Below are 23,414 nucleotides of genomic sequence, written 5' to 3'. Positions count from 1 at the left end.
AGCCAGTCGAGACACCTTCAAGCTGACCCGCGCCGCCGCTCTTAGCGAGTGGCGTCAGCTTTGTTCCGGATAGGTTCGCGGTTTCCGCGGCAAACTGAGACTGTTCGAATTCGTCTGACAGCACCCAGGTCGGAATTGATCTGGTTGAACTGATACTGAAGCCCAAACTGCGTCGTGAGCAGCGTTGGATTTGTTCCGTTGTTGATCTCGCTGAGGTCTTCCTGAGCTTTGGCAGGTGGTGCAATGGTGGCTGCAAAGAGAGCTACCATTGCAGGTAATCTTCGCAGCTTCGGTGCAAGCGATGTGCCCGAGGCTCGATACAAGGATTTGATTTCGACGGTGTCCACTCGGCTGTTCCCCATCTCGAGTTGCTTCTGATCTCGTCAGCCTTTCGACACGCGCTGACACTCTCGCATGAGACAAGCCCAGATCTCGAATTGCAACCTGCAAAAATTTTCATACACCATGAGGGATCATGAGGGATGATGTGCTACCCAACGCGTCCTCGACCGTTGTCAGATTTTCTGCCGATCTGGCCGGAGGTTTCTGTTCCATTGATCTATGCTGCCAGTTCGGCCACCATACTCAAGTCCGTTTCGACGACCTTGGCTGTGAGAATGGTCCTATTGATGGGTTTTAATTGGACACGGCTATCCAAAGCCGGCCTTCACCCATAGCCGGGCACCGGCGGTTCGGTCCGCACTGTGTAATTCGCCAATCCGCAGATTTAGCCGTTGCAGCGAATATCAGGTTCGGCGGGCCGCACCGCAGCATGCCGTGCTACGAGTGAACGGCAGGTCTGGGCCGTCCTCAAACTATGCAATGGTCCCTATCCTGCGCATTGCTGTAATTGGGGGATCGCGCAGCATCGGTCAAAGTGGGCTCGTAGCCGCCTTGCGGCGGCGCAGCGGCTCAAGCTTGGATGACGGCTCAAAAGCAGCCATTGGAACCGCTCAGAAACTTCAGCCCTGTCATCGGGATAGCAGGAAACCTTGACATTCGCTGCCAGAAGCGGTCGCTCGGCGGGCTCGGTTCGGATGGCTGCAGGGAGCCCAAAATACAAAATGCTTCAACGCGCTTTATGGTCAGCGATGCGCAGAAAGCAGACTTTGCAAAGTCCGGTTGACCACATTGTCCACCAAAGGCGACAGTTCTGCTTCGCGACTGGGCTATACATAGCCCTCAAAGCGTATTGTTTGCGGGACTTCAGTTGCACCGTTTTCCTGAGCGAGTAGGGCGCGTGCTGACGAAAAGGTAGCAAGCGCAAAAAGAACAAGAAGGGCCTTTATCATCGTAGCGCCTCGGATCCGGGTTTTGAACTTGGGCCGGGGTTCACAAATGATCGCCCCGGCCAGCGTCAGGGCAAACGAGGTAGTTCTTGCCCTGAAACATCGTACTTTCGCCTAATTTAGAAGATCACCGACGATGCCGACGGCATCGACCACGGTAGACAGGTCATTCGTAACTTCGAGGACTTCGTCATCGACCAGAATGTAGCGGTTTCCTTTGCCCGGCTCCCCAAGCTTCCATTTGGAAAGGTCCCCAATATCCTCGAACTCCAGGTCAGATGGGAGCTTGGCACCGCGCGTGTAGCGCTTGATCTGTCCAGGTGGTACAGCTTTTGGGCCTTTGCCGGGTTTGTCTTCTATCTGAATGCTGACATCACCGTTCTTGCCCCCCTTGTTCGGCTTTTTACCCTTGTTGTCTTTGGCATGGGCATCGCTGCCTCCAAGGATGAAAAACACAACTGCTAAGGCTGCAAGAATTCCGTATGCAATCTTCATAGATTGTTCCTTTGCTTCCCAACTTCATTCGACCGGCGTTGAAAATTCCGGCACGCGCTTGATCTCTCTTAGTTGCCCTTTGGCACACCCCTTAGTGACTGCCTTCACCCCGCATTAGAAAACGATCCGGGTTCTTAGACCGAACAGGGTAATCCGGTCCTGATCGGGATTTAGAAGCGGGTCGGAAATGAATTGTACCGATGGCGTGATCTGCAGTCCGGGTGAGATTGAAAAGCGGTAGAAAGCTTCAAGCGTGAACTGATCGCCATCTATGCCTCTTGCTTCGGCCCAGTTTAGGCCCAGACCGGCCAAATCGGTGTTGCGACCATAGTAACCGAGACCGGCAGAAATCGACCGTTCATAAAGCGCTGCGGTTCCCTTCGAGGCCCCTGCACGGAAGAACGGCATCCATTTATTGTCAACAAACCATGCGGCGGAAAACGCTGCGCCGTAATCTTCTGCTCGACTGCCATCGTCAGCCGCATCCGCATGCCAGAGGGTCAGATGGATATTGTCGAAGTAGATGCGATCAAAGCCGGACGTGTACCCAAGTTCGAGCGACTTGAAGAGATTGCCGTCGCTAAACACATCAAAGTTTGGATCGGACGGGTCGGCGTTTGCGTCTGATACGCTGGCAACGGCGTAGAGGTTCTCGCTCAGCTTTACCCCACCGGCAATACCAAGGCCTTGGTTGGGCGTGTTGATTGTCGGGTTGGTATTGAAAGACAGGTTTTGAAAACCACTGTAGGGGCTTACCAACCCGTAGATATCCACAAAGTCCGTTACATCAATCTGGCCGACTTGCAGCGCCCACGACCCATTCTCAGCCCTTTGGGTCCAGAACAAATTGGTCAGAAGCAAACCGTTGTCATTGAAGGCTGTTCCCGTGATTGAAAGGGCTCCGCCATCCAGCCCGAGAAATTGCGGAGCAACGTCAGTATAACTGTGCCTGTCTTCGATCTTGAATGTCAGAGACCCCCGTTCAGTTGCCTGCCAACTGCCGTAGAACCGCGCAATTCCGCTGGCTGCTTCGCCGGTTCCCAGATCAGCATCCGTGGTTTGGCCCAATGCCAGGTAGTCAATGTTGAACCGAAAACCACCCTCAGCCAGTCGGTCTTTCCACTGAAACCAACCCGGTGCGATGTTGCGTGGAAAATCGGAACGATATTGCGGATCGGTGAGCCCGTCTCCGGGCGCAAGATCGGCTTCGACTGAAGATGGCCCGGATAGTCCCTGAGCCGACGCTGCGCCAGCAAATGCAAGGCTCAATGCGGCAACCAGAAGTCTTATCATTTTGACGCCTGTGCCCCACCGGTCTTGCGATTTCCTGCCGCGCGGATGCGATCAGCAGCACGCTGCTTCCATTCCAACCTGTCTGCCTCGGTTTCCAGAGTTTCGACACGTTCCGCCTCTAGCTGGAAAGTCGCATTCATAGGCATGAGGCCATCCACAACCATCATATTATGAACGGAAGGATCGATAGTCAGCGTGCCTGTCAGCCGAACGGGTTCGTGGAAATAGCTAGGCGCCCAGTCCCCGTTCAACCGCACACGGATCATCTGGTTAGGCGGAGGTGGAGGCATGTGGCTGCACATCCCTCTTTCTGGCACCAAATACGCCACAGGCCGGCCGTCCGGATCGCTCGGAGCAGGAATGGCAAAGCCCGCGAGTGTGATTGTTCGGCCGTCGAATTGCGGGTTTCCGCTCGTTCCAGCCTTTCTTCGACGTTCAGTCACAACCTCGCGCTGATCGAGCAACCAGTCGACGTCAATTCCGTCTGACACCAAGGCGTCTTCGGTCTCTGCTAAAAGCAATTGCCATTTCTGCCGTTCTTCGGCGCTGCCAACCTCCTGCTGCAACCTGCCGCGTATACGCACAACGAAAAGAACATCGTCGAACTGTTCAGGGCTGAGATCACGATAGGGGTCATCAAAGACCTGCGCAGACGGATCTAGCAGGTCTGCCCAGTCCAACGCGGTTGCAGGCGTCGCCGCAGCATCATAACCGCACAAAACCAACCCTGCGAATACTGCGGAGCAAAACCAATTTCGCATGAATGCTCTCCGGCTGCCTTATCTGGTCAATCCAGTGTGTTTTTGTAGATCACACCGTCCTTCATGATCAGGCGGATTGTTTCTGGGCTTTCAGGCCTCGGGTCGGCCCCAAACCATTGATCACCCGTACCAACCACCGAGAAATCTTCGAGCGGATTGCCGTCGATCAGCAGGATATCCGCATAGGCGCCTTCCTCGATCACACCGAGCTTGCCAGCCGTGTAAGGGTTCGAAAAATCGCCTGACAAAGCTACGACCTCACCGCCGATTGACGTAAGTGTCACCATCGACTGGTACGGTCCGAAGAACTCGTTATTGAGATGTTTTTCATAAGCAATCTGGATGTTGCATGCTTCCACTGATCCCACGCAATCGGTCTGAAAGCCGCGTTTTACCGGGCATTCCTTCATATTCGGAATGTAGTTCGCGAAAGTCGCGGACGCCGATATCGCTTTCGCGAGGCTCTTGGGCTCGTTCTTGACCGATGGGATATCCAACAAACCCGGATCAAAAGCCGTGAGGTTAGTCGTTATGTAAGCCCCTTTCTCGTTCATAATCTCGGCAATCTCGCAATCGAAGGAGAAGCCGTGTTCAATGGACATTACACCGGCCTCAAGGGCGTTCATGATTGCTTCCTTGCGGTAAGAATGCGCCATGACATAGGTGCCGTATTCGTTGGCAACCTGAACGGCAGCTTCGATTTCTTCCTTGGAGCCGGCGAGCAACTGCCATGGGTCAAACGCCGAGATCACCCCACCCGACTGCATGAATTTCAGCTGTGTCGCCCCCATGCGCATGTTATTACGACCATACAGGTAGACATCATCGACACCGCTGACTTGTTGCGCCATGTTCAGATTACCGAAGTTGGTCTGTCCGCCCGGCGGCGAGGTGAAGGATGCGAAGTCAGCGTGGCCGCCGCGTGTCCCGAGGAACGCGCCTGACGCATAGTGACGTGGACCGACGATCTGTCCGGCGTCGATGGCCCTCCGCAGACCGCCGTTGGCGCCGCCAGCATCTCTTACAGTCGTAAATCCTTGCATCAGGTACATCTCGGCCATCCTGGTTCCATGGATGCCAAAATCCTCCCAGGTCGAGTTCGTTTCCATGGAAGCGATAGACGGTCCCATGAGCATGAGGTGTGCGTGAAGCTCAATGAAGCCCGGTGTGAGTGTCCTACCGCCGCCATCGATCACCTCCGCATTGGGGGCATCGATCGCATCAGTTGAGACGACCTTGATAAGGTTGCCCTCAACCAGAACGCTTGCATTTTCGATCCGCTGTTCATTCACACCGTCGAAGACATGCACGTTGGTAAACAGCGTTTGGGGTTCTTCTTGATCCTGAGCCTGCGCGGTCGCCGAAAAAGAAAGAACTGCCGCGACAATTGCCGTCGAGCAAAGAGACATTCGTAAGCCGGACATAAGTACTCCCTTCATATTCATGTTTTGCCAACTATAGTCTGGAATTCATTGGCTCGGTTGCCCCTTTTGAATTAGGATGTACGAATGTGACTGCAAAAATGGCCACTTCTTAAAGCTAATCCAACAAGGGTTATGAGCTTGCCTTTCAACTCCACCTCCCGAGAGCATAGCGAGGGCTTTGTTCGCCTCTCTTTAGCCGCTCCCTTTCTGCAATATCTCACCGAACGTAAGATCAATCCGCAACCAGCATTGGATCAGGTCGGCTTGAAAGCTGAACTGATGACTAACCCATCCGTGTTCGTTCACTCCGAGTTGGTTTACGGCTTGGTAAATGCTTTCTCAGAAGTATCAGGGGATCGATACCTAGGACTGAATGTAGGGGAAGCGTTTGACCTACAAGGATGGCCGCCCTTCGCTCAAGCCTTGCAATCTACAAAAACGCTGTTCGAGTTTTTTACCCGCTTTGTTGAGCTCGTGCCGCAGGAGTCCAATTCTGTGCGGCACAGCCTTGTCATTGAAGCAGACAAAGCGACTTATCGTATCGAGAGGCAACAGGAACCAACCGTCCCACCCATTCAGGTGACCGGTTTTGGTGCCGCAATCTATGTACGCCTATTGCAGACCGTCGTCGGAGAGTCCTGGGACTCTTCCCGTGTGCGATGGGAAAGCAGATACATCAATGGGCTGCCTATCGACTACAAAGGGATCGAGGTTGGCCTTGGGACTGATCCCGGAATGCAAATTAGTTTTCCTGTGGAATGGTTGTTTTTGCACCACGTCTCTGAGGGTTCTGCCAAGCCCATAGCATCACTTCGACAAGATGAAGAAGTAACCGTGGTGGCAGCTTTGCGATCTGTCTTACGCGACAAACTGGATGAAACCGATTTGGGACCAGAGATGGTGGCTGGAATGCTGGGAATACAACCGGAACGGTTTCTGAAAGCGCTTCAAAAACAAGGCACAACGCTACCGCGCGAAATCAAACGGCTGCGTATCGATGTCGCCAAGGAGCACCTCAAACAAAACCAGATGACAATTGCAGAGATCGGACTGATGCTCGGCTATTCTGACAAGTCCCATTTCACTCGCTTTTTCCGAGGTCAGACCGGAATGACACCGACCAAGTTCCGAAGCAAGTAAATGTGGTCGAGCCAAATGAACGCTTCGAAGATTAGGTCCTCGTGGGATCAGTTCGGAGAAGTTGTAGTGCGACGTTGAGCAGGTTAGTCGACGACATGAATGGTTGGTTGCCACCGCCGATACAACCTCTGCAACTGGCCGTTTCGTTGTGTATTTCGGAGTTAGCAAAGCTTGGTTGCGAAGGTCCGCTTCGGGCTGCGTGCGGCCAATCATGCTAACAGCAGACAACGATGGCACCGAGCCCAATTCAGTCGTTTACAGCAGACAACATGATTTCCTGAACGTCGCGCATGTCCTAGTCAATGGCTTGGTGCAAAACTGAAAAGCGTGATTGTGAATGCCTGCTTCAGGCTGGGACCAGCCAATCATGCTTGCTGCGGAGAACGGCAACACTGAGCCCAAACCAACCGATGCTGCCGAAAGCACCAATGTCAGCGATGCGCAGAAACCGGACTTTGCAAAGTCTCGCTACGGCATCAAAACGGACGCTTATAGCTGTCTCGGATGTTGCGGGATAGATTCCCAAAAGCGGTCATTGATCTTTTGTACGGCCTCCCAAGCCGCCTTCGCGTTTGGATCGCAGAACGACAGCGTCTTCTCAACTTGTAGAGTTCTAAGCCAGGCAGGTTCGATTTCTCTGTTGCCCTCCACCGCATCAAGGCTTGTATCGTGCGTACTCGAAGTCCATATACACAAGGCTTACGTTTTTCTTTTTCGACCTGCTGTCTCCCCAATTCGGCGTTCAGTCTTTCGATTCAGACCGACCACGCCGAGTCGCCGCAATAATGCGGGCGGCAAGTATTTGGAGATTTCCACCATGGCAAATGGCACAGTAAAATGGTTCAACTCGACTAAAGGTTTTGGCTTTATCGAGCCTGAAGATGGCAAGCGCGATGTGTTCGTACATATCTCAGCAATCGAACGTTCCGGCCTTAGTGAATTAAAAGACGGTCAGAAGGTTACTTTTGACGTCGAAGCTGGCCGTGACGGACGCGAAAGCGCCGCCAATCTGGCACTCGCCTGACCTTTTTTAAGGGCACCCTTTTCGGGTGCCCTATTGAACAATGGGCTACAATAAGCCATTGGAGAACAAGTAACTTGCAACCTAAAGACTGGACGCGGGTGCTCGCGCAATACCGTGTTGCCGATGCGAAGCGCAGTGTTTTTGAACTTGCGATCACAGTTGCTCCCTTATTTGCGCTATGGGCCCTAGCGTGGTTTGCGTTATCTTTTAGTGTCTGGATCGCAATACTACTGGCCATCCTGAATGCCGCGTTTCTGGTCCGTATCTTCATCATTATGCATGATTGCGGTCATGGATCTTTCTTTAGAAGTCGCACTGTTTGCAATTGGACCGGTCGGGTTCTAGGTGTTCTTGCCCTGACACCCTATGACGTTTGGCGGCAAAGCCATGCGATTCACCACGCTTCAACCGGTAACCTTGATCGGCGTGGTATGGGTGACATCCCTACATTGACCACTGAAGAATACCTGAAGCGGAAGTGGTTCGGGCGTGCCGCTTATCGTCTGACCCGGAACCCAGTCTTCCTGTTCGGTGTTGCGCCGATCTATACGTTCTTTATTCAAAACCGTTTACCTCTTGGTTTCATGCGTTCGGGCTGGCTGTACTGGGCAAGTGCGATGGGAACAAACGCTGCAATTGCAGGGATATTGGCCCTAGTTATTTGGGCCGGAGGCATTGAGGTATTATCGTATGTTTTCCTACCAACCATGATTGTCGCATCATCGATTGGTATTTGGCTTTTCTATATTCAACACCAGTTTGAACACACGACCTGGGAACGGGAAGAGGGGTGGAACCTTCAGAACGCCGCATTCTATGGAAGTTCTCACTATGCCCTACCAGGCATCCTGCGGTGGTTCTCTGCTAACATCGGCGTACACCATGTTCACCACCTTGCCAGCCGCATACCGTTTTACCGGCTAAACGAAGTTTTGCGTGACCATTCTGCGTTAGAAAATTGCCAGCGTATTACTCTATATGAGAGCTTTCATTGTGCACGATTGCATCTTTGGGATGAAAAAAGTCAACGTCTGCTGACATTTTCCGAGGCTTTGTCGAACGCCAATTCCAAAAGGCATTTAGTGTAGTCTGGCGCGTACCAGATAGGCTTCGACCGTATCACCGCCCAGGGCGCGAATGGCCTCTAATCGGTGAAGGCCTTCAATCAGCACGAACCTCTTGTTGTCCGAGCGTATTTGGATCGGGGTCTTCTGGCCGTTCTTCAGGATATCTTCGGCCAGCGTCAGAACTTTTTGTTGATCAAGCGTTTTCGCCCGTTTCACAGGTACATAGATCAGGTCGAGCGGATATGGTCTTTTCTCCAACATAAGCTACGTGAGAAACCTTTCGTGCAATTGTTCCGGTTCAGAGTTCGTTGCAAAAGCGGGGGTTGGAACGTGCGTCATAGAACCGAACGAACAGCGTCGCGCAGTTCCTGATGCATAACCCAAGTGGCTGGCTCATCGTCACTTTCGATGTGAGAAAACGCCAGGACCTGAGCGGCGCCATCATTCTGCACCGATCCGGCTTCGGGTAGGTCCAGTTCCAGATATTCTGCGATCAATAGTCCGATTTTCTTAAAAACCTTGATGGAGGCCTCGCGCGATTTGTAACCGGCCGCCTGAGACAAATGACCAATGGTCAGACCGTCCTTGCCTGCGATTGTAAGTGCTTTGAGCATAGTGACCTGCGCAGGGGTGAGCCTAATCTGTCGCAATGCCTCGGCATATTCTCTTTCACTGGGAACGAGGGTGCCGGAGTTTCTCTCCAAACGGCGTTGACCGCTACGTTTCCTGTCTCGTTCACCGAGAATTTCTTTTAATGCTTCGATGGCCAATGCTGGTGTTTCGCCGACTGCATCAGCAATCATTGTCTGCGTTTTAGCCGGTGGCTTGGGGAATGCGCGCGCAACGCTGTTACCGCTCAGGATGCCGGCCTTAATCAAGTACTTTCCAAATTCTTCTTCAATCACTCCTGCTACGTCAGCGTTCCGCGACTCACGAACACTGCGATCCTGAAATGCTCTTTGTTCCAGACCACGAGCCGACATCTTTGAACCGTGAAGGGTTACTTGAGGGGCATTTTTGCGCATCAGAGAAACACCACCACAATTATGGTCGCAACAAACACCAATAACGCGATAAACATCTTTACTCTGTAGGACCAGCGATGCGCCCTTTCGGCCTTGAGCATTTTGCCAAGGTTTTCGTCAATCGAGTTATGGTTCACGGCTTGGTCCTTCCGGATTTGTCAGGCGATATTGATTTCCAGCGAACTTATTTTCGCGGCATATTTTCGGCGCACTTATCGTTCTGTCTTGTGAACGGCCGATTACATTCCCAACCATCACCTCTTCGATTCAAATGAGCGTTGGAAGGGACTAGGATCGCAACGCAACTGTCCTGGTTTGCGCGAAAGCCACGTTCACATTTCCATCCAGAGTAGGTTTCAGGCGCAAGGTATGCATGCTGTGGAACGGCCACAGGCTCACAGCCGCTCTCCGCTGCCCTGTACCCTCTGAGGCATACCCACCCATCCGAGCTTCTTTTGTCGCTCAGACGACCGTTTTTTGGAACTTCTATTGCAACACATGTTTGGCTTTCCTTACGAAATCCCCAGTTGCAGTGTATTTCCTGTGCGCCAAACCGGGTTCCGACGTACCCATTTTGAGGCGCTATCAATTCTTCGCATCTTTCACCGACTTGTCGGAAGAGCCGATTGCACTCCCATCGATCTCCGGTCGATGCAAGATATGCGTTTTTAGGAACTTCTATTTCCTCACAAAAATCTCCAACACGCTTGAATCCATGGTTGCATACCCAACCTGGACCATAGGAACTGCCGGTCAAATGCGCATTTTCAGGTGCGTTTGCTCTTTGACACGATCCGTTCTTGTTTTCGAAGCCTTCGTCACAGACCGATCCATCGGCATTGCCTGCGACTTGGGCGGGAAGCTGCGTTCCGGAGAGCAACACCAAGAGTGTCGGGATCAAACAAAGAACGCGGCGCGAAAACACGATGAGTGACTGATTGAAACGGAGCCTGAGACCTGATCTATCCGGCATCGGGCACGCGATTTATAAGCCATGTTCTGTTCATACGGCGCCTTCATTGATGGGTCACGCGATAACTGGAGCATGTCAGGTGACAGTTGCGAATGCTTGCGAGGAACGAGCTCAACGCGAAAACCCCAGCGCGACCCGTTCCTATGCTGGGGCACATGCTACAGTTAGTCTGAAGGCCATTGGATCATCGAAGCCGGCAGCATCGCGACGACGAGTAATTTTCACCAATGCACGTTTGTGGTCCTTTGCCAGAATAGAGTCAAGGAAGTTTCCCTCGTCGCAACGCTAGTACTGCTAAGGCAGGTGTTTGTGAAACAAGCACGTGACCAAGTAGCCTGGTGAACCGCCGAAAGAAGTTACTTGGCATTAATCTGTTGTTGTAGGGATTTGGGGGCGGAGCAGCAGCGAATGGCAGCTTAAGTCCGCGTCTCTCTTGTCGAGCCTGAGTGCGGCGACAGAGCGGTACGTGATCAAGGTTTCCTCGTGGCTATGAATGACTGGCCTGACGTCATCAGCAGCAACGCATCGACATTCGTGCCGCTCCTGTGAACTGATGCTGCGCAAGCACTCGCGGCGCGAGCAAATGGTTGATCTGCTACGCTTCTCGGGAATTGCAAAGTCTAATTGCGAATGTCCGTTTTGGGCTGTCTGCGGTCCTTTGGAAAAAATGCGGATGGCAGCGTTGTCCGCAATGCAGTCATTGAGCGTAGGTGAGCGAACGTCTGCCTCGAGCCCAAAGCGGACTGAAATGTGCTCGCCAAAATGAATTGCGGCGATAGACATTCTCTTGAGCGGTCTAACCCATCACTAAATGCATTCACCGCCATCGATAACCAGGGCTTGCCCCGTCATAAAAGCGGATTCATCTGAAGCCAAATAGACGATCCCATGGCCAATCTCTTCAACTGTCGCCCATCGACTCATGGGGATCGCCTGCTCGATGTAGCTTTCCAGTTTGGCACGGCCTCCCATCTGCTTTTCGAAGCCTGCATTGAAAGGGGTGTCTACAAATCCTGGACATAGGGCATTGAAACGGATTGCATGGACAGCGTAGTCGGCTGCCATCTGCCGGACCATCGCAACAGCAGCGTGCTTTGTAGTCGCATAGGCGATCATACCGCGGTCATATTGAACCCCAGAATTGGAGGCCGTGACGATCACGCTGCCTCCACCTTGTGATTTCATATGGGCGACGGCTGCACGCGCGGCAATGAAGTGAGCGCGGACATTCAATGCCCAAGAAGCATCCATTCCATCTGGTTCCACTTCTTCCAGCGTTCCTTCGATCTGCAACCCAGCGTGAGAGTGCAACACGTCAAGCCGACCGAAGTTTTTAACTGCTTCGTCTATGGTTCTGGTAAGGGCATCGTCATCGGTCACATCAAGCTGTATGGCAGATGCTTGATTTCCCTGCGCTACGATCGCGGCCACAGTGGCTTCAGCAAGGGTTGCATCGCGATCGGTTACCACAACATGCGCACCCTCTTGTGCCATTGCCATTGAACCCGCCCGACCAATTCCTGATCCCGCGCCCGTCACGAGCGCGACCTTACCTGCAAGCCGCATGTCACTTGGCTCCTTTATTTAATTATTCGATTTTGAGGCGCCTCGGCGCAAAAGCAGCTGCGCTGCTACGAGCAACAAGAGCGACGCGCCCATAACCATAGTGCCGATGGCATTGATCTCGGGTGTTACGCCGCGCCGGATGGATGAGAATATGTAGATTGGCAGGGTTGTTTCTGAGCCAGCTACGAAGAACGCGATGATGAAATCATCAAATGAGAAAGTGAAGCTGAGCAGGAAGCCTGCCAAAATTGCCGGTGCTATCAACGGCAGGGTCACCTGTCGAAAGGTGCCCCAGGGCGTCGCAAAGAGGTCAGCCGAAGCTTCCATGAGCGCGCGGTCCATACCCGATAGCCTTGCACGTACGATGATTATGACCAGCGCCATTGTGAACATGGTGTGGGCGGCGACAAGCGTGGGCATCCCCATGGAAAGTTGCGGGGTATTTGCTCCATCGGGCCATAGGCTTGCAAGAAGCGGGTTTAGCCAGCCGAATACGGTGACCAGGGCAATGAGTGTCGCGATGCCGATGACGATACCGGGTATCATTATCGCAATATAAATCATCGCATCAAACAAAGTTCGGAGCCATCCCTTAACCCCTTGTAAAGCGATGGCCGCCATGGTTCCGAGAGTGGATGCGAGGCAAGCAGTTATTAATGCCGCAAGCAGACTGGTCTCGAGCGCGTCCATTACAAATGGGTTGTTCAGCGCTCTACCATACCATTGGGTCGAGAACCCCATGAACTGGCTTGCGTGTCGTCCGGCATTAAAGCTGAAAAGCGCGATGATGCCGATTGGAATATAGAGAAAAAGGTAGACGCAAATCGCGTATAAGCGCATCGGACCCTCACATCAGCGAGACATCTTCGCGCTGGCCACCCAGGCGCGAGATGAATTTCATGTAAATTGAGACAGTGACAAGCATTACGACAACCAGAGTCATTGCGACCGCCGATCCGTACGCCCAGTTCCGAGACTGCAGGAACAGGTCCACCAGCGCATTTCCGACGAAAAAGACCTTTCCACCGCCCAAGATCGCTGGGATCAGAAACTCGCCCATCAGCAAGATGAAGACCAGCATGCAGCCAGTTGCGATACCAGGTACCGACAAAGGAAGTGTCACCTGACGGAACGTACGCCATGGGGTAGAGCCGAGATCAGCCGATGCTTCCAGAAGGCGTTTATCCAGTTTGTCTAAGCTTACAAAAATCGGGAAAACCATCAGAGGTAGATACCCATAGACAATCCCGACAAGCACAGCGAACGGCGTATTTATCAGGCGGATATCATCGATGCCGATCGACTCCAGTAAAGCGGGCAAGCCACGCCCCCCAAGGATGAAAATCCAAGCGTATGACCGGATCAGGATCGATGTCCAGAACGGCACGATCACTAGGATCAACAGCGAAGTTCTCCACTTTGGTGAACAACGCACTGCAAGAAAGTAGGCGAGCGGGTAGGCAATTACCAACGCAGCGATAGTCCCCAGAGGTGCAAGGATCAAAGTGTTCTTAAACGCCGTCCATCGCGCAGGAAGGTTGGCATATTGTTCCAACGTGAACGCTGGAACGTAGCCTCCGGCGGCACCCCGTTCGCCAAAGGAAAAGACGAAGACGACCAGCAGAGGAAGGGCTAGCATTACCAAAAGCCATATTCCTGCTGGAGCCAGCAACAGTGCTTTTCTGCCTCGTTCGGTCATTTTGTCCTCGTCTTTTCCGATATTGGCGGCCTTGCCGCTTAGGCCGACTTGAAGCGGGCGAGCAACTCGGCACGGTTTGGATCGGTTAGTGTAGCCGCCGCGCCGAACTCGAGTGCATTCAGAAGGTCAGCTGCCGGATAAAGGATCGGATCTTCCAGTAGTTCCTTCGGCAGCAACGCATTGGTGCGAGCATCAGCCGATGGATAGCCGTGGGCGAGGACTTCTTTCGCATTAACTTCCGGGTTCAGCAGGAAGTCGATCAAGGCATAAGCGGCATCCATATGGGGTGCGCCCTTAGGAATAGCGTAGTAGTCGGACCAGAGTTCACCGCCCTCAGTTCCCAGAACGTAGGCGATTTCAGGGATGTCGACATTCATCTGCTTGCCGTCACCTGTCCAGCACATCGTCATCCAGGCGTCACCGTTACGCATCGGTGGCTGATAATCCGACGAGATTGCAAACAGATGCGGTTTGGCATCCAGTAACAATTTCTCGGCATCCGCCAGTTCCTTCTCATCGACCGAGTTGAAGGAGTAGCCGAAGTATTTCAGGGCATTACCGATGGTGGTGAGTTGGTAATCATGCACCATTGTCCGGCCTGAGTAACCTTCCATAGTAAGGTCCCAGAACTCTTTCCATGTGGTTGGAGTCGGAGCGCCGTCAAGCTTGCTGGTGTTCACTGCAAAGCCAGTCGTGCCCCAGTTTTTTGGGACCGCGTAAAGCTGGCCATCGACAGAACCGGCATCGGAAAAGCGCTGTTCGAATGAACCTGCGTCGTAGTTTGGCAGTTTGGACGTATCGAGCGGGATGATCAGATCTTCACCCACATACGTAGTGATCGTGTAGTTGGTTGGAACGAAAACGTCCCAGCCAGACCCTCCAGCCTGTAGTTTTGCCAACATCTCTTCATTCGAGCCAAAAACATTGACCTGAACATGGGCGCCAGTGGCTTCCGTGAAGGCTTCGAAGTTCATCTCGTCATGGTAGTTCGGCCATGTGGCGAGGATCACTCGGTCGCCAATGTCCCCGGCAGCAAATGCCGGGCGTGGACGCAACCCAGGAATGGCCGTGCCCAGAACGGCCGTTGCCATCCCAAGACCTGTCACGCCTAAGAAATGTCGCCGTGTAACCGAACCCTTTTGGTACCGGCGAAGCTCTTCCATGAACTTTTGCTTGGAAATAGTCCCATTATCCTTGGTCATTGTGAACCTCTCTGTTGTTGGATTGCGGGATTTGTTATTTTTCCAGGATCAGCAGTGCGCCTTCGCCCCATGAAACAAAGGCCTGCTCTCCTGCATTGAACGTCCCCTCGTTCAATTCCGCTTGCCTTGGCACAAGTACATGGAAATCACCCAGTGCTTCGTTGCGCGCAAGGTATTCTGTGTGCTCCCCAAGGAAGATCCGATTTTGAATGGTAACTGGCAGAGCGATTTCAGCTGTGGGTAGCGCGCGAGTCAGCGTGATCTGTTCAGGACGGATACTAACGCACACTTCCTGCCCTGCATCTATTGGAATCTCCGGAGTTCCGTGCACCTTTTGGCCACTCGCTAAACGCACAGTGATTTGGTCGGTTGCTGAGTCAGTCACAGTTGCATCAAAGAAATTTGAGGTGCCTACAAATCCAGCCACGTAGCGGCTGCGGGGCATGTCATAGAGTTCGCGTGGGCTGCCAACCTGCACAATACTGCCGCCTTCCATCACACAAATTCGGTCAGACATTGAAAGCGCTTCTTCTTGGTCGTGCGTGACGAGGACAAAAGTTATCCCTAGTTGTCTTTGCAGGTTCTGCAGTTCAAACTGCATTTCTTTTCGAAGCTTTCGATCCAGAGCAGCCATTGGTTCATCAAGCAGCAAAAGCTTGGGCTCGTTTACGATCGCACGCGCCAAAGCGACGCGTTGCTGCTGACCACCAGACATCTCCCAGATGCGACGTGGGCCAAACCCACCAAGACGGACAGTTTCCAGCGCTTGCTCAACCTTTGTCGCGATTGTTTGTTTGTCTACGCGTGGTCGTTGTTGGCGCAGGCCGTACGCGATGTTGTCGAACACGCTTAGGTGAGGAAAAAGAGCATAGTGCTGAAACACCATGTTGACTGGGCGATGGTGCGCATCCAAGTCGTTGACGACTTCTCCATCGAGCAACACCTGACCTTCGGTTGGCTTCTCGAAACCTGCCAACATTCTAAGCGCAGTGGTTTTGCCGCAACCAGATGGGCCTAAGAACGACAGGAACTCTCCTTTCCCAATGGAAAGATTCAGGTCTTTGGCGGCGACCACATTCCCGAAGGTCTTGGTCACTCCTCGGAGTTCCGCAATCGTCTGCATGGTGACGCTCATGTCAAAGCTCATATACTGCCGTTTTCCTTTTGCTTGATTTTTTGGCATTTGTTGGCATACCACTCAAACAAGGAAAAAGTAACAATAACTCGGAATAACTGTATATACCACAATTGGGGTATAGAGGTGCTTTTCGAAAATCTGGAGCGGCGTGTGTACGATTGGATGGAAGAGGCCGGCAGGGTCGTGGAGAAGATCGGAACCCCAGAATTTCCATGTGCTTTGGCAGATGGCTTACGGCAGGTCGCACCATTTGATTTTACGGTGGTGTTTGGCCATGTTGGAACCGAAGCACCAATAGACCTTCACGACGATTTCCCCAAAAGCAAACGGCGTATTTTTGTTGAGGATTACCAAGCCGGGCCCTACGTACTTGATCCATTTTTTTTGGCCGCGACAAAACCAATAACACCGGGTCTGTACCGCATGCGCGATATCGCACCGGACAGGTTCTATCAGGGCGAATACTATCGCAGCTATTACAAAAGGACTGGGTTAGCAGAGGAGATTGGCTACTTTATCGATATCCCAGGCGCTGGGATGGTTGTGGTCTCGCTCATGCGAGCAGAGAAGCCTTTTTCCGCCAAGGAAATTCGTCATTTGCACGCTCTATGGCCGCTCGTTCGGGCAGCCTGTTGCAAACATTGGAGTGACTTTCCAACGATGGCCCGCGGCGCCGCAGCGAATGGCGTTAGTCGTCGCGTTGATCTAGCATTCCAGGCATTTGGCGATGGCGTTCTGACGCCACGAGAACGAGAAGTCGTTGAGTTCACATTGAAGGGCCATTCGGCAGAAGCTGTTGGCACAATTCTCGGCATCTCTCCAGGCACAGTCCGCATCCACAGACGCAACATTTACGCGAAACTTAGGATCAACTCGCAGGGTGAGCTTTTTTCAAAGTTCATTGAAAAGGCGCTTTAAAAGGTTCCTTGAACACCCACTTTATCCGTTTTGCCGACCTTGCTACCTTGTGACCCGGAAAACACCAAACATTTGGACGGCACTGTCTGATAGCCAAGGAACGCAAAGGGAGAGGGTTGGGACGCCCGGGACCCATGTTGGGCTAAATTAATACCCGAAAACGCTTTCGGGCCATTGTCTATCAAACCGGATCAGCCGTTTTAAAAATGGCGTCAAGATACGAAAGGCAAAATTTCATGGACGCACCAGTTATCCAGTTGATTTTTATGCTCATCTTGCTGGTTGTCGTGATCTGGCTTTATATCCTGCCGATCACGATGGCAGGGCGGCGCAACCGATCCGGTTTGATCTGGTTCCTGATCGGTCTGGTTGGATCACCTCTTTTGGCTATTCTTTTGCTGCTGGCTCTAGGTGACGCACCCGAACAACCAACAACCTAATTTTGGGACGATACCATCTGACACTCAAAAGGGCTTAACCGGAAGGTATCTGGACGCTCGTGAGCCATAACGTCCTGCTCAGCATGCAATAAGGGTGCCAATTGAGACACTATACTTCCGGAAGTGAAGACAACAAATCCTTCTCACTCTCCACAACCGTGTACTGTAAACTTAAGGTCGGCCGATTTGATTGGAGAACCACAGACCGCTTCGTCCGCAATTCAGTCATTGAGCGTAGGTGAGCGAACGTCTGCCTTGAGCCCGAAGCGGACATTCTTAAAAAGATTTTGCAATTTCCGAGACTGGGTGTAGGTGCGTTTAAACTTCTACATGTATAAGATTGATTTTATAAATTAATATGCTGAAACTTCGCCCAAAGTTTGCATGCTACAGAGAACCCATCGAACAAACAGGCTCTCAGGCTTCTATACGGTGCCCAATTGCAGTTTACTCCCAATCACCAGCAGACGAGCGCCACGTTTTAGCGTCCGCGTCCCAAACACTGGCCGTAACGCAAGGCGTTGGGTTTATTCCGTCGCAATCGGATCCATGAATACCTGCCACAACAACGCGTTGGCGCCCAAAATCAACGACTGTCCAGCCTTGATTGAGCAAGGATTGCACCTCTTCACCAACCCAAAAATGCGACATGCATCCGCCAGTTCCGCAATAAAGAGATGCGGCGCTTGAACACGCGAAACCAGACTCATTCAGAACCCAGTCGCGTCGTAGATCTCCGTCGAGATCGACCCTCTCAACCGCACCCCAGTCTAAGTCAAACTGACCGTCGTTGAACTCCGCGCAGGCCTGTGCCGCCAGATCAACCTTCGCCTGCAAACCGGGCGGAAGTTGCGATACATCAGCCGCGACAGCTGGTGAGTTCCATACTAGACCAGAGACCAGCACAAACCTGGAAACTAAACCTTTCAATTGACGCACTATTTGGGAAGCTGTTTGGAAGGTGGCATCAATTGCACTGATCATATCTGTAGTCCCCGTATTCCAGCCAGTTTACCGAGCCTTCGCTAAAAATCAGAAACTCGGACCTGTCTTCCCCAAGCAGGGCGACGACAAATCCGGCGGGCGGCTCATAGTTTCCGAAGTAACTGTAGGCCGTCATGGCTCTGATCGACTCGCCGTTGACCGTTACTCGCGCGTCCCACTCCCCCTCTGGATTGTCCAGAATTACATATTCGATTTGGCGTTTTTTCGCTCCGCCACCACAATAGACGATGCCTTCGGGTGCTTCGTAGGAGGTCCCTTGGCTAGCATCTGAGTCGCAGGCGGAACGAAGGGACCGAATTGCTGCGCTGGAACCCTTCAAGTCAAAGATTCCGTAGCTGACATCTTGATCAATCATCGACAGATTAACCGATGCATTGGCCGCAAGCTGGTCCAGTACAAAACCATAGTCCTCTTGACTATTGAAACTGACCTCGACGGGATAGTTGTCGACGATCTGCACGGCAGCGTTTTCTGCGCCAACCTGAAATGCCCCAACCTCGGTAGTGCCGTTCTTCAAAAAACGAATGGAAAGCCCTTGCTTCTCCACAATGTCCTGGCTGTCCTCATATCCAGCTGGAGCGAAGCGGATACGGTTACACTGAAGTTCCAGGGTCATGTTTCCGGTTTGATTAAATGCATTGGGATTAGGCCCGGAGTTGAACGACCACTCCGCTGATGCTGTGGTCGCTCCTGCCATCAGTAGCATTCCAATGGAAATGGTTTTGAAGCTCATTTTTTCTCTCCATTGAGTTACGGTTCGCACTGTCATTCAGCAGAAATTCCGGCCCGTTGCCCGGACAACCAGGTCAGGAAACAGGCTCGCCGTATTCGTTTGCGCCTTCTTCCGAAGGGCGCGTCAACCACCAGATCATCAGAATGGACAGAACCAATTGAAGAATTGAGACAACAACAATACCGGTCACGCCCAGGACGGCCGCAGGTCCTCGCAATGCATCGGGGTTTTCCGTCCCTTGCTCCAATACCGAAAAGAACGCCACCCCACCCAGCATAACAAAGAGCGTTGTAATGCTGAGCGCCATCGGCAGCAGCAAATACCAGCCAGGTCGTCCTGTATCATGCAGCCTTCGCCAACCGGCGGCCAGCATAGGTATGAGAACAGCCAGTTGGAAAACAGAGGACAGGACCCGAGATCCTTGGCCTGTTTCGGGGTTGGTCCCGAATATGATCGTATCCAGCACAGCTAATGCGGCACTCACGAGAACCACAAACAAGAAGAACCACCAGTATTCTGAGCGTATAGCCCGACCGGAGAACTGGAAGTATTTCGAGAAACACGTCTTAACGGCTTCACCAAATCCCATCTTTCAATCCCTTCATTGTTTTTGTGCGGCCTCAAATCGCTTCGCCGCTCAGGGGAACACACTCTTAGCTCCCAGTTACTTTTTTGTTTGAACGCAGAGGCCTATCGTACGAGAGCGTAGAGAAATTTACGCGCGGAAAAAATATTGATTTATTAAAAATAAGATTCAAACATGCGAATTCGACACAACTTTATTTTACCTCCGTTGTTGTCGGCCCCGGCAATCAACTCGATATCGTTCCCCCGACCAATCCGTTGGCGACAAATCTTTGAGATAGGTAAGCACCGGATCGAGCTGTGCTCAATTGGCTGAGTAGAAGCGGACGCTTCAAAAAGGAGCATCCAATTTCACTAGATTCGATGGACCCTGATGGAGAAGAAAATGACCAAAAAGACAGTGATGATTGCAGGCACAACTTTGTTTGCATTGCTTGCGGCATGTGACGAAACGAGTACGTCTAGCGCGTCCGCCGAACTCACATCCGCTCAGCAGGCGTGTTTGCGAGATGTAGCCAAAACAACGAACAATTCGCAAGTCGTTGTGCTCTCATCCGCGTTTAGCGAAGCTGGAACACAAGTCACTGTCGGTGTTGGTGAGGACCGTGCTCCTTGGAATTGCATTGCTTACAGTGATGGCGCGACAGCTGGTATCGAGTTCCTGGGCGACGAAGGTGCACTGTAATCTGGTCGCTGTGTATCTCGAAAGCACCAGTCGTGATCAAATTTGAGTACCGGTAAGCTCAGACATTCAAACCTCGTAATAGGATTGGGTTTTAACATGCTCAATCATGCTAAGGTTGTAGAAAATGCCCGTAACCAACTCGGTTGTAATTGCGATCATTTGCACTTTTTTGGCTATTGTATCAGTCCCAAAATACAGCATGGCCCAAACTTGGGACATCGCATCCCAGCACTCTGTCAGTGGCGTAACGGTGTATGATACCGATGAGCTGTTAACGTTTGCCGGTCAGTTGGCCTTTGACCGGTCGGGGCGCATCACAGCGGCGGATGTCGCATCAACGATTACGCAGATCTACCGAGAAGACGGTTACTTCTTGGCTGAGGCCTGGCCTGGACCCGATGGGCAGAGCATAGTTGTGGATGAAGGACGCATTCAAACCATCGAAATTGAAGGGGTAGATACGCGCACGTTCCAAACCTTGGAAAAGATCTTTCGCCCACTCACCACCGCATACCCGATAACTCTCAAACAATTTGAGCGGGCAGTTATGCTCGCCGAGGACATACCCGACTTGGACGTGTCGACCGAACTTGATTACCCGGATCAGGCTGGTGCTCGGCTGAGAGTATTGGGAGAGCCACTGCGAAAACAAGCCGGTAGTGCGACACTCGACAACCCTCCGCGTGAGCTGGGAGAAGCGCTCAGCTTCTATGTCGTGCAAGAGTTTTATTCGACGCTGACTGTCGGGGATTTGCTGCGATTTGAGGGGTCTGGCAACTACAATTGGGACAAAGACGACGAACACTCTTTGTGGGGCGCTGTTACCTATCGCACGCCGCTAAACAGCGATGGTCTATACGGTGAGGTTTTCTACGGAAACATAAATGCAAAACGTGACCTCTCGGGGGAGTTTGCAAGAACAGATGTTGATGGCGAGAACTTCACCGTCGCGTTGGGCTACCCCGTGATCCGCGATGTGGCCCATTATGGATATCTTCTGCTGGATTATCGCCTTTCCGAGGCGGACTCAGTCAGTGGCGGCGTGCCATTATCCAGTGACGCAGGTGTCGTCGGCCTAACGTATCTCTATGGGCAAAACTATCCAAAAGGGCAAACTCTGGAGGCTGGGTTAACTTTATCGTTTGGCAACAATAATACGACGGACGCGAATTTTGACGACGGCGACTCCTCGTTCTGGCATCTACGGGGCGGCATTGGATACGAAAGCCCGCTAACGAGCTTGTCGCCCAACACAGCTTGGCGCACTGAGATCTGGGGCCAGTTCACAACCGACCGGCTGCCCTCGGTAGAGGAGTACTTCCTTGGTGATCGTTATGCTTTGCGCGGATATCGTTTTGACGAGGTAGATGGTGATTCCGGGATCTCCGCGATTTTCGAAGTGTCTCATTCCTACTTCCCTAGGTCCCAGAGCATACATCGCTTAACACCCTTTGCTTTTTTCGACGTGGGGTACATCTCGAACAATGACCCTGCGAGTTTTGAAGTTGAAAGTGCTACACTGGCATCGACAGGTCTGGGTTTGGACATTGAGTTTAAGCAAAACCTATTCTTGTCCGGATATGTCGGTGTTCCTTTGAGGGACGGTCCTTTGACCGACTCTGGCGATCCTGGCGCGTATCTTGCTCTGACAACAAGTTGGTGAGGATGTTATGAAACGGAACCGCATTGCTTTACTTTCCGCAGCTTGTTTGATTGCTGGACTGGCCGCTACGCAGGTCTTTGCCCGCGGAAACCAATACGGTTGGTGCCGAGGTGTAGGGAACCCACACCAGTCCGGCCAAGGATGCGGGCAGACCGGTGGGCAAGGGCCAGGCAATCAAATTACCGGCCCAACGCAGCCGGTGGCAAATCAGTTGCCACCTCGAGGAACGCCGCAAACGCCCACGTCCGTTACTGTTCCAGTCCTTGCGCCGGGCGCGGTCCCGAACGCAATTCCCGGTCGGGTTCCTATCGCAACTCCGATAGCTGTGCCCGGTCAAGTTCCAACACCCGTCGTAGCGCCGACCCTAGCTCCTCCATTGGTGCCAAACCCGACGCCAAACCGGGTTCCGACAGCCGTTCCCAATCAGGTTCCGCCGTTGGCTACCGGACCGACTGCCGTGCCGCCGCAAGTTCCGACTGCGACTCCCAATCAAGTTCCGATAGCTGTCCCAGGCCAGGTTCCGCCTCAACCCAATGTGCCGCCCCTGGTGCCAACAGCAACACCCAACCAAATACCAGTCGCTGTTCCTGGCCAGGTTCCGCCTCAACCTAACGGTCAAACTGCTGTGCCACCGCTCGTCCCAACCGCGACTCCCAATCAAGTTCCCACAGCAGTTCCTGGTCAAGTTCCACAGTTGACACCAAAACCTACGGCAACTCATGTGGCTGTCCCAGGACATCCGAAACCACAAGGCGTCGTGACAGTTATGCGCCCAAAGCCAAGGCCGACAACCGGTACTGTCCAGCCAACTGGCACAACACAAGTGACCCACCATTTGACCCACCAAAGCAATTCAAAGAAACACGATCATGTCGCAGCAACACCTGGACGGCATGACCCGCACGACTTACCCAGGTTCCGCAACGCAGCGACCAAGGAAAACTGGGAATGCGTTGCCAGCGGATTTGGACAGCGCCGTTACGATGCAGGGCGCGGTGTGTTGCTGAACAACGGAGCGTTGCGGCACCTCGGAAACGTGGACGCTATGGCACGAGATGTCCCTGCACGGCATCCAAAACACTCTGGATGCATTATTTCGGTTAAACGAAAGCAGCGCTGAAGCTCACTTGGTGGGTTTTGCTCGGACAATGAGATTAATCGACCAAAAGTTCCTCAATTGTCATCTGGGTCTTGTCAGAAGAACTTGTCTTGAGGCAGGCAGGACGGTTGCGTAGCTTTTGCCCATGACCAAACCTGCCTCTTTCAAGTACTTCAAAACCAGTCCCGAG

General features: G+C 52.6%; 22 protein-coding genes. 7 read left to right on the top strand and 15 right to left on the bottom strand.

Features of this window, described 5'->3' with window-relative positions; translation table 11 throughout:
- Positions 1-41: 41 nt before the first annotated feature.
- The 5 genes from ACR0LD_RS18840 to ACR0LD_RS18820 form a co-directional block, all read right to left on the bottom strand.
- Complete coding sequence (locus ACR0LD_RS18840; protein WP_480638441.1) at positions 42-347, bottom strand: hypothetical protein; 306 nt, start codon at positions 345-347, stop codon at positions 42-44.
- Between the two features lie 1,056 nt (positions 348-1,403).
- Positions 1,404-1,784, bottom strand: a complete 381-nt coding sequence (locus tag ACR0LD_RS18835; RefSeq protein WP_170337130.1) for a hypothetical protein — start codon at positions 1,782-1,784, stop codon at positions 1,404-1,406.
- Positions 1,785-1,898: 114 nt separating this feature from the next.
- Positions 1,899-3,077 (bottom strand): carbohydrate porin, encoded by a 1,179-nt coding sequence (locus ACR0LD_RS18830; protein WP_170357375.1) that lies wholly within the window; start codon positions 3,075-3,077, stop codon positions 1,899-1,901.
- On the bottom strand, positions 3,074-3,838 hold the full coding sequence (locus tag ACR0LD_RS18825) for a DUF3299 domain-containing protein (protein ID WP_480638439.1): 765 nt from the start codon (positions 3,836-3,838) through the stop codon (positions 3,074-3,076). The genes ACR0LD_RS18830 and ACR0LD_RS18825 overlap by 4 nt, the downstream gene beginning before the upstream one ends.
- A 26-nt stretch (positions 3,839-3,864) precedes the next feature.
- Positions 3,865-5,262 (bottom strand): amidohydrolase family protein, encoded by a 1,398-nt coding sequence (locus ACR0LD_RS18820; protein ID WP_170343535.1) that lies wholly within the window; start codon positions 5,260-5,262, stop codon positions 3,865-3,867.
- 132 nt (positions 5,263-5,394) lie between these two features.
- On the opposite strand from ACR0LD_RS18820, the gene ACR0LD_RS18815 reads away from it, so the two are divergent.
- The 3 genes from ACR0LD_RS18815 (at position 5,395) to ACR0LD_RS18805 (ending at position 8,514) form a co-directional block, all read left to right on the top strand.
- Positions 5,395-6,402 (top strand): helix-turn-helix domain-containing protein, encoded by a 1,008-nt coding sequence (locus ACR0LD_RS18815; protein WP_170357373.1) that lies wholly within the window; start codon positions 5,395-5,397, stop codon positions 6,400-6,402.
- 817 nt (positions 6,403-7,219) lie between these two features.
- On the top strand, positions 7,220-7,426 hold the full coding sequence (locus tag ACR0LD_RS18810) for a cold-shock protein (RefSeq protein WP_170382448.1): 207 nt from the start codon (positions 7,220-7,222) through the stop codon (positions 7,424-7,426).
- A 74-nt stretch (positions 7,427-7,500) separates the two neighbouring features.
- Positions 7,501-8,514: a fatty acid desaturase gene (locus tag ACR0LD_RS18805; protein ID WP_480638437.1), complete on the top strand. Its 1,014-nt coding sequence runs from the start codon at positions 7,501-7,503 to the stop codon at positions 8,512-8,514.
- Here ACR0LD_RS18805 and ACR0LD_RS18800 read toward each other — a convergent pair.
- The 7 genes from ACR0LD_RS18800 to ACR0LD_RS18770 form a co-directional block, all read right to left on the bottom strand.
- Positions 8,506-8,754, bottom strand: coding sequence for a ParB N-terminal domain-containing protein (locus tag ACR0LD_RS18800; protein ID WP_039524390.1), 249 nt, complete (start codon positions 8,752-8,754; stop codon positions 8,506-8,508). The two genes, ACR0LD_RS18805 and ACR0LD_RS18800, sit on opposite strands and share 9 nt — an antisense overlap.
- A gap of 74 nt (positions 8,755-8,828) precedes the next feature.
- A complete protein-coding gene (locus ACR0LD_RS18795) occupies positions 8,829-9,518 on the bottom strand; it encodes a hypothetical protein (protein WP_170382452.1) in 690 nt (229 codons plus the stop codon).
- Between the two features lie 1,780 nt (positions 9,519-11,298).
- Positions 11,299-12,057, bottom strand: a complete 759-nt coding sequence (locus ACR0LD_RS18790) for an SDR family NAD(P)-dependent oxidoreductase (RefSeq protein WP_170343551.1) — start codon at positions 12,055-12,057, stop codon at positions 11,299-11,301.
- Between the two features lie 18 nt (positions 12,058-12,075).
- Entirely contained in the window at positions 12,076-12,897 is an 822-nt protein-coding gene (locus ACR0LD_RS18785) for an ABC transporter permease (RefSeq protein ID WP_480638435.1), read from the bottom strand.
- Between the two features lie 7 nt (positions 12,898-12,904).
- Positions 12,905-13,756, bottom strand: coding sequence for an ABC transporter permease (locus tag ACR0LD_RS18780; protein ID WP_093962199.1), 852 nt, complete (start codon positions 13,754-13,756; stop codon positions 12,905-12,907).
- Between the two features lie 38 nt (positions 13,757-13,794).
- On the bottom strand, positions 13,795-14,958 hold the full coding sequence (locus tag ACR0LD_RS18775) for an ABC transporter substrate-binding protein (protein ID WP_170368212.1): 1,164 nt from the start codon (positions 14,956-14,958) through the stop codon (positions 13,795-13,797).
- 34 nt (positions 14,959-14,992) lie between these two features.
- Positions 14,993-16,093, bottom strand: a complete 1,101-nt coding sequence (locus ACR0LD_RS18770) for an ABC transporter ATP-binding protein (protein ID WP_254432852.1) — start codon at positions 16,091-16,093, stop codon at positions 14,993-14,995.
- Between the two features lie 153 nt (positions 16,094-16,246).
- Between ACR0LD_RS18770 and ACR0LD_RS18765 the strand changes: the two genes are divergently transcribed.
- Together ACR0LD_RS18765 and ACR0LD_RS18760 are read left to right on the top strand one after the other, a co-directional pair.
- Positions 16,247-17,014: a helix-turn-helix transcriptional regulator gene (locus ACR0LD_RS18765; protein ID WP_093962973.1), complete on the top strand. Its 768-nt coding sequence runs from the start codon at positions 16,247-16,249 to the stop codon at positions 17,012-17,014.
- A gap of 236 nt (positions 17,015-17,250) precedes the next feature.
- Positions 17,251-17,454: a hypothetical protein gene (locus ACR0LD_RS18760; RefSeq protein ID WP_058283652.1), complete on the top strand. Its 204-nt coding sequence runs from the start codon at positions 17,251-17,253 to the stop codon at positions 17,452-17,454.
- Between the two features lie 447 nt (positions 17,455-17,901).
- On the opposite strand, the gene ACR0LD_RS18755 is transcribed toward ACR0LD_RS18760, so the two are convergent.
- From ACR0LD_RS18755 to ACR0LD_RS18745, 3 genes are all read right to left on the bottom strand, one after another.
- Complete coding sequence (locus ACR0LD_RS18755) at positions 17,902-18,438, bottom strand: hypothetical protein (RefSeq protein ID WP_170343553.1); 537 nt, start codon at positions 18,436-18,438, stop codon at positions 17,902-17,904.
- Complete coding sequence (locus ACR0LD_RS18750; protein ID WP_170343554.1) at positions 18,422-19,192, bottom strand: hypothetical protein; 771 nt, start codon at positions 19,190-19,192, stop codon at positions 18,422-18,424. Before ACR0LD_RS18750 ends, ACR0LD_RS18755 begins: the two co-directional genes overlap by 17 nt.
- Positions 19,193-19,265: 73 nt before the next feature.
- The gene (locus ACR0LD_RS18745) at positions 19,266-19,781 is read right to left on the bottom strand and encodes a DUF805 domain-containing protein (RefSeq protein WP_170357387.1); all 516 of its coding nucleotides are present in this window, start codon (positions 19,779-19,781) and stop codon (positions 19,266-19,268) included.
- Between the two features lie 381 nt (positions 19,782-20,162).
- Between ACR0LD_RS18745 and ACR0LD_RS18740 the strand changes: the two genes are divergently transcribed.
- Positions 20,163-20,462 (top strand): hypothetical protein, encoded by a 300-nt coding sequence (locus ACR0LD_RS18740; RefSeq protein ID WP_480638431.1) that lies wholly within the window; start codon positions 20,163-20,165, stop codon positions 20,460-20,462.
- A gap of 124 nt (positions 20,463-20,586) precedes the next feature.
- A complete protein-coding gene (locus ACR0LD_RS18735) occupies positions 20,587-22,125 on the top strand; it encodes a ShlB/FhaC/HecB family hemolysin secretion/activation protein (protein ID WP_170357388.1) in 1,539 nt (512 codons plus the stop codon).
- Positions 22,126-23,414: the final 1,289 nt, after the last annotated feature.

The sequence above is a fragment of the Ruegeria sp. BF8 genome (genome assembly GCF_056538625.1).
This window is presented reverse-complemented; position numbering and strand designations above follow the sequence as displayed.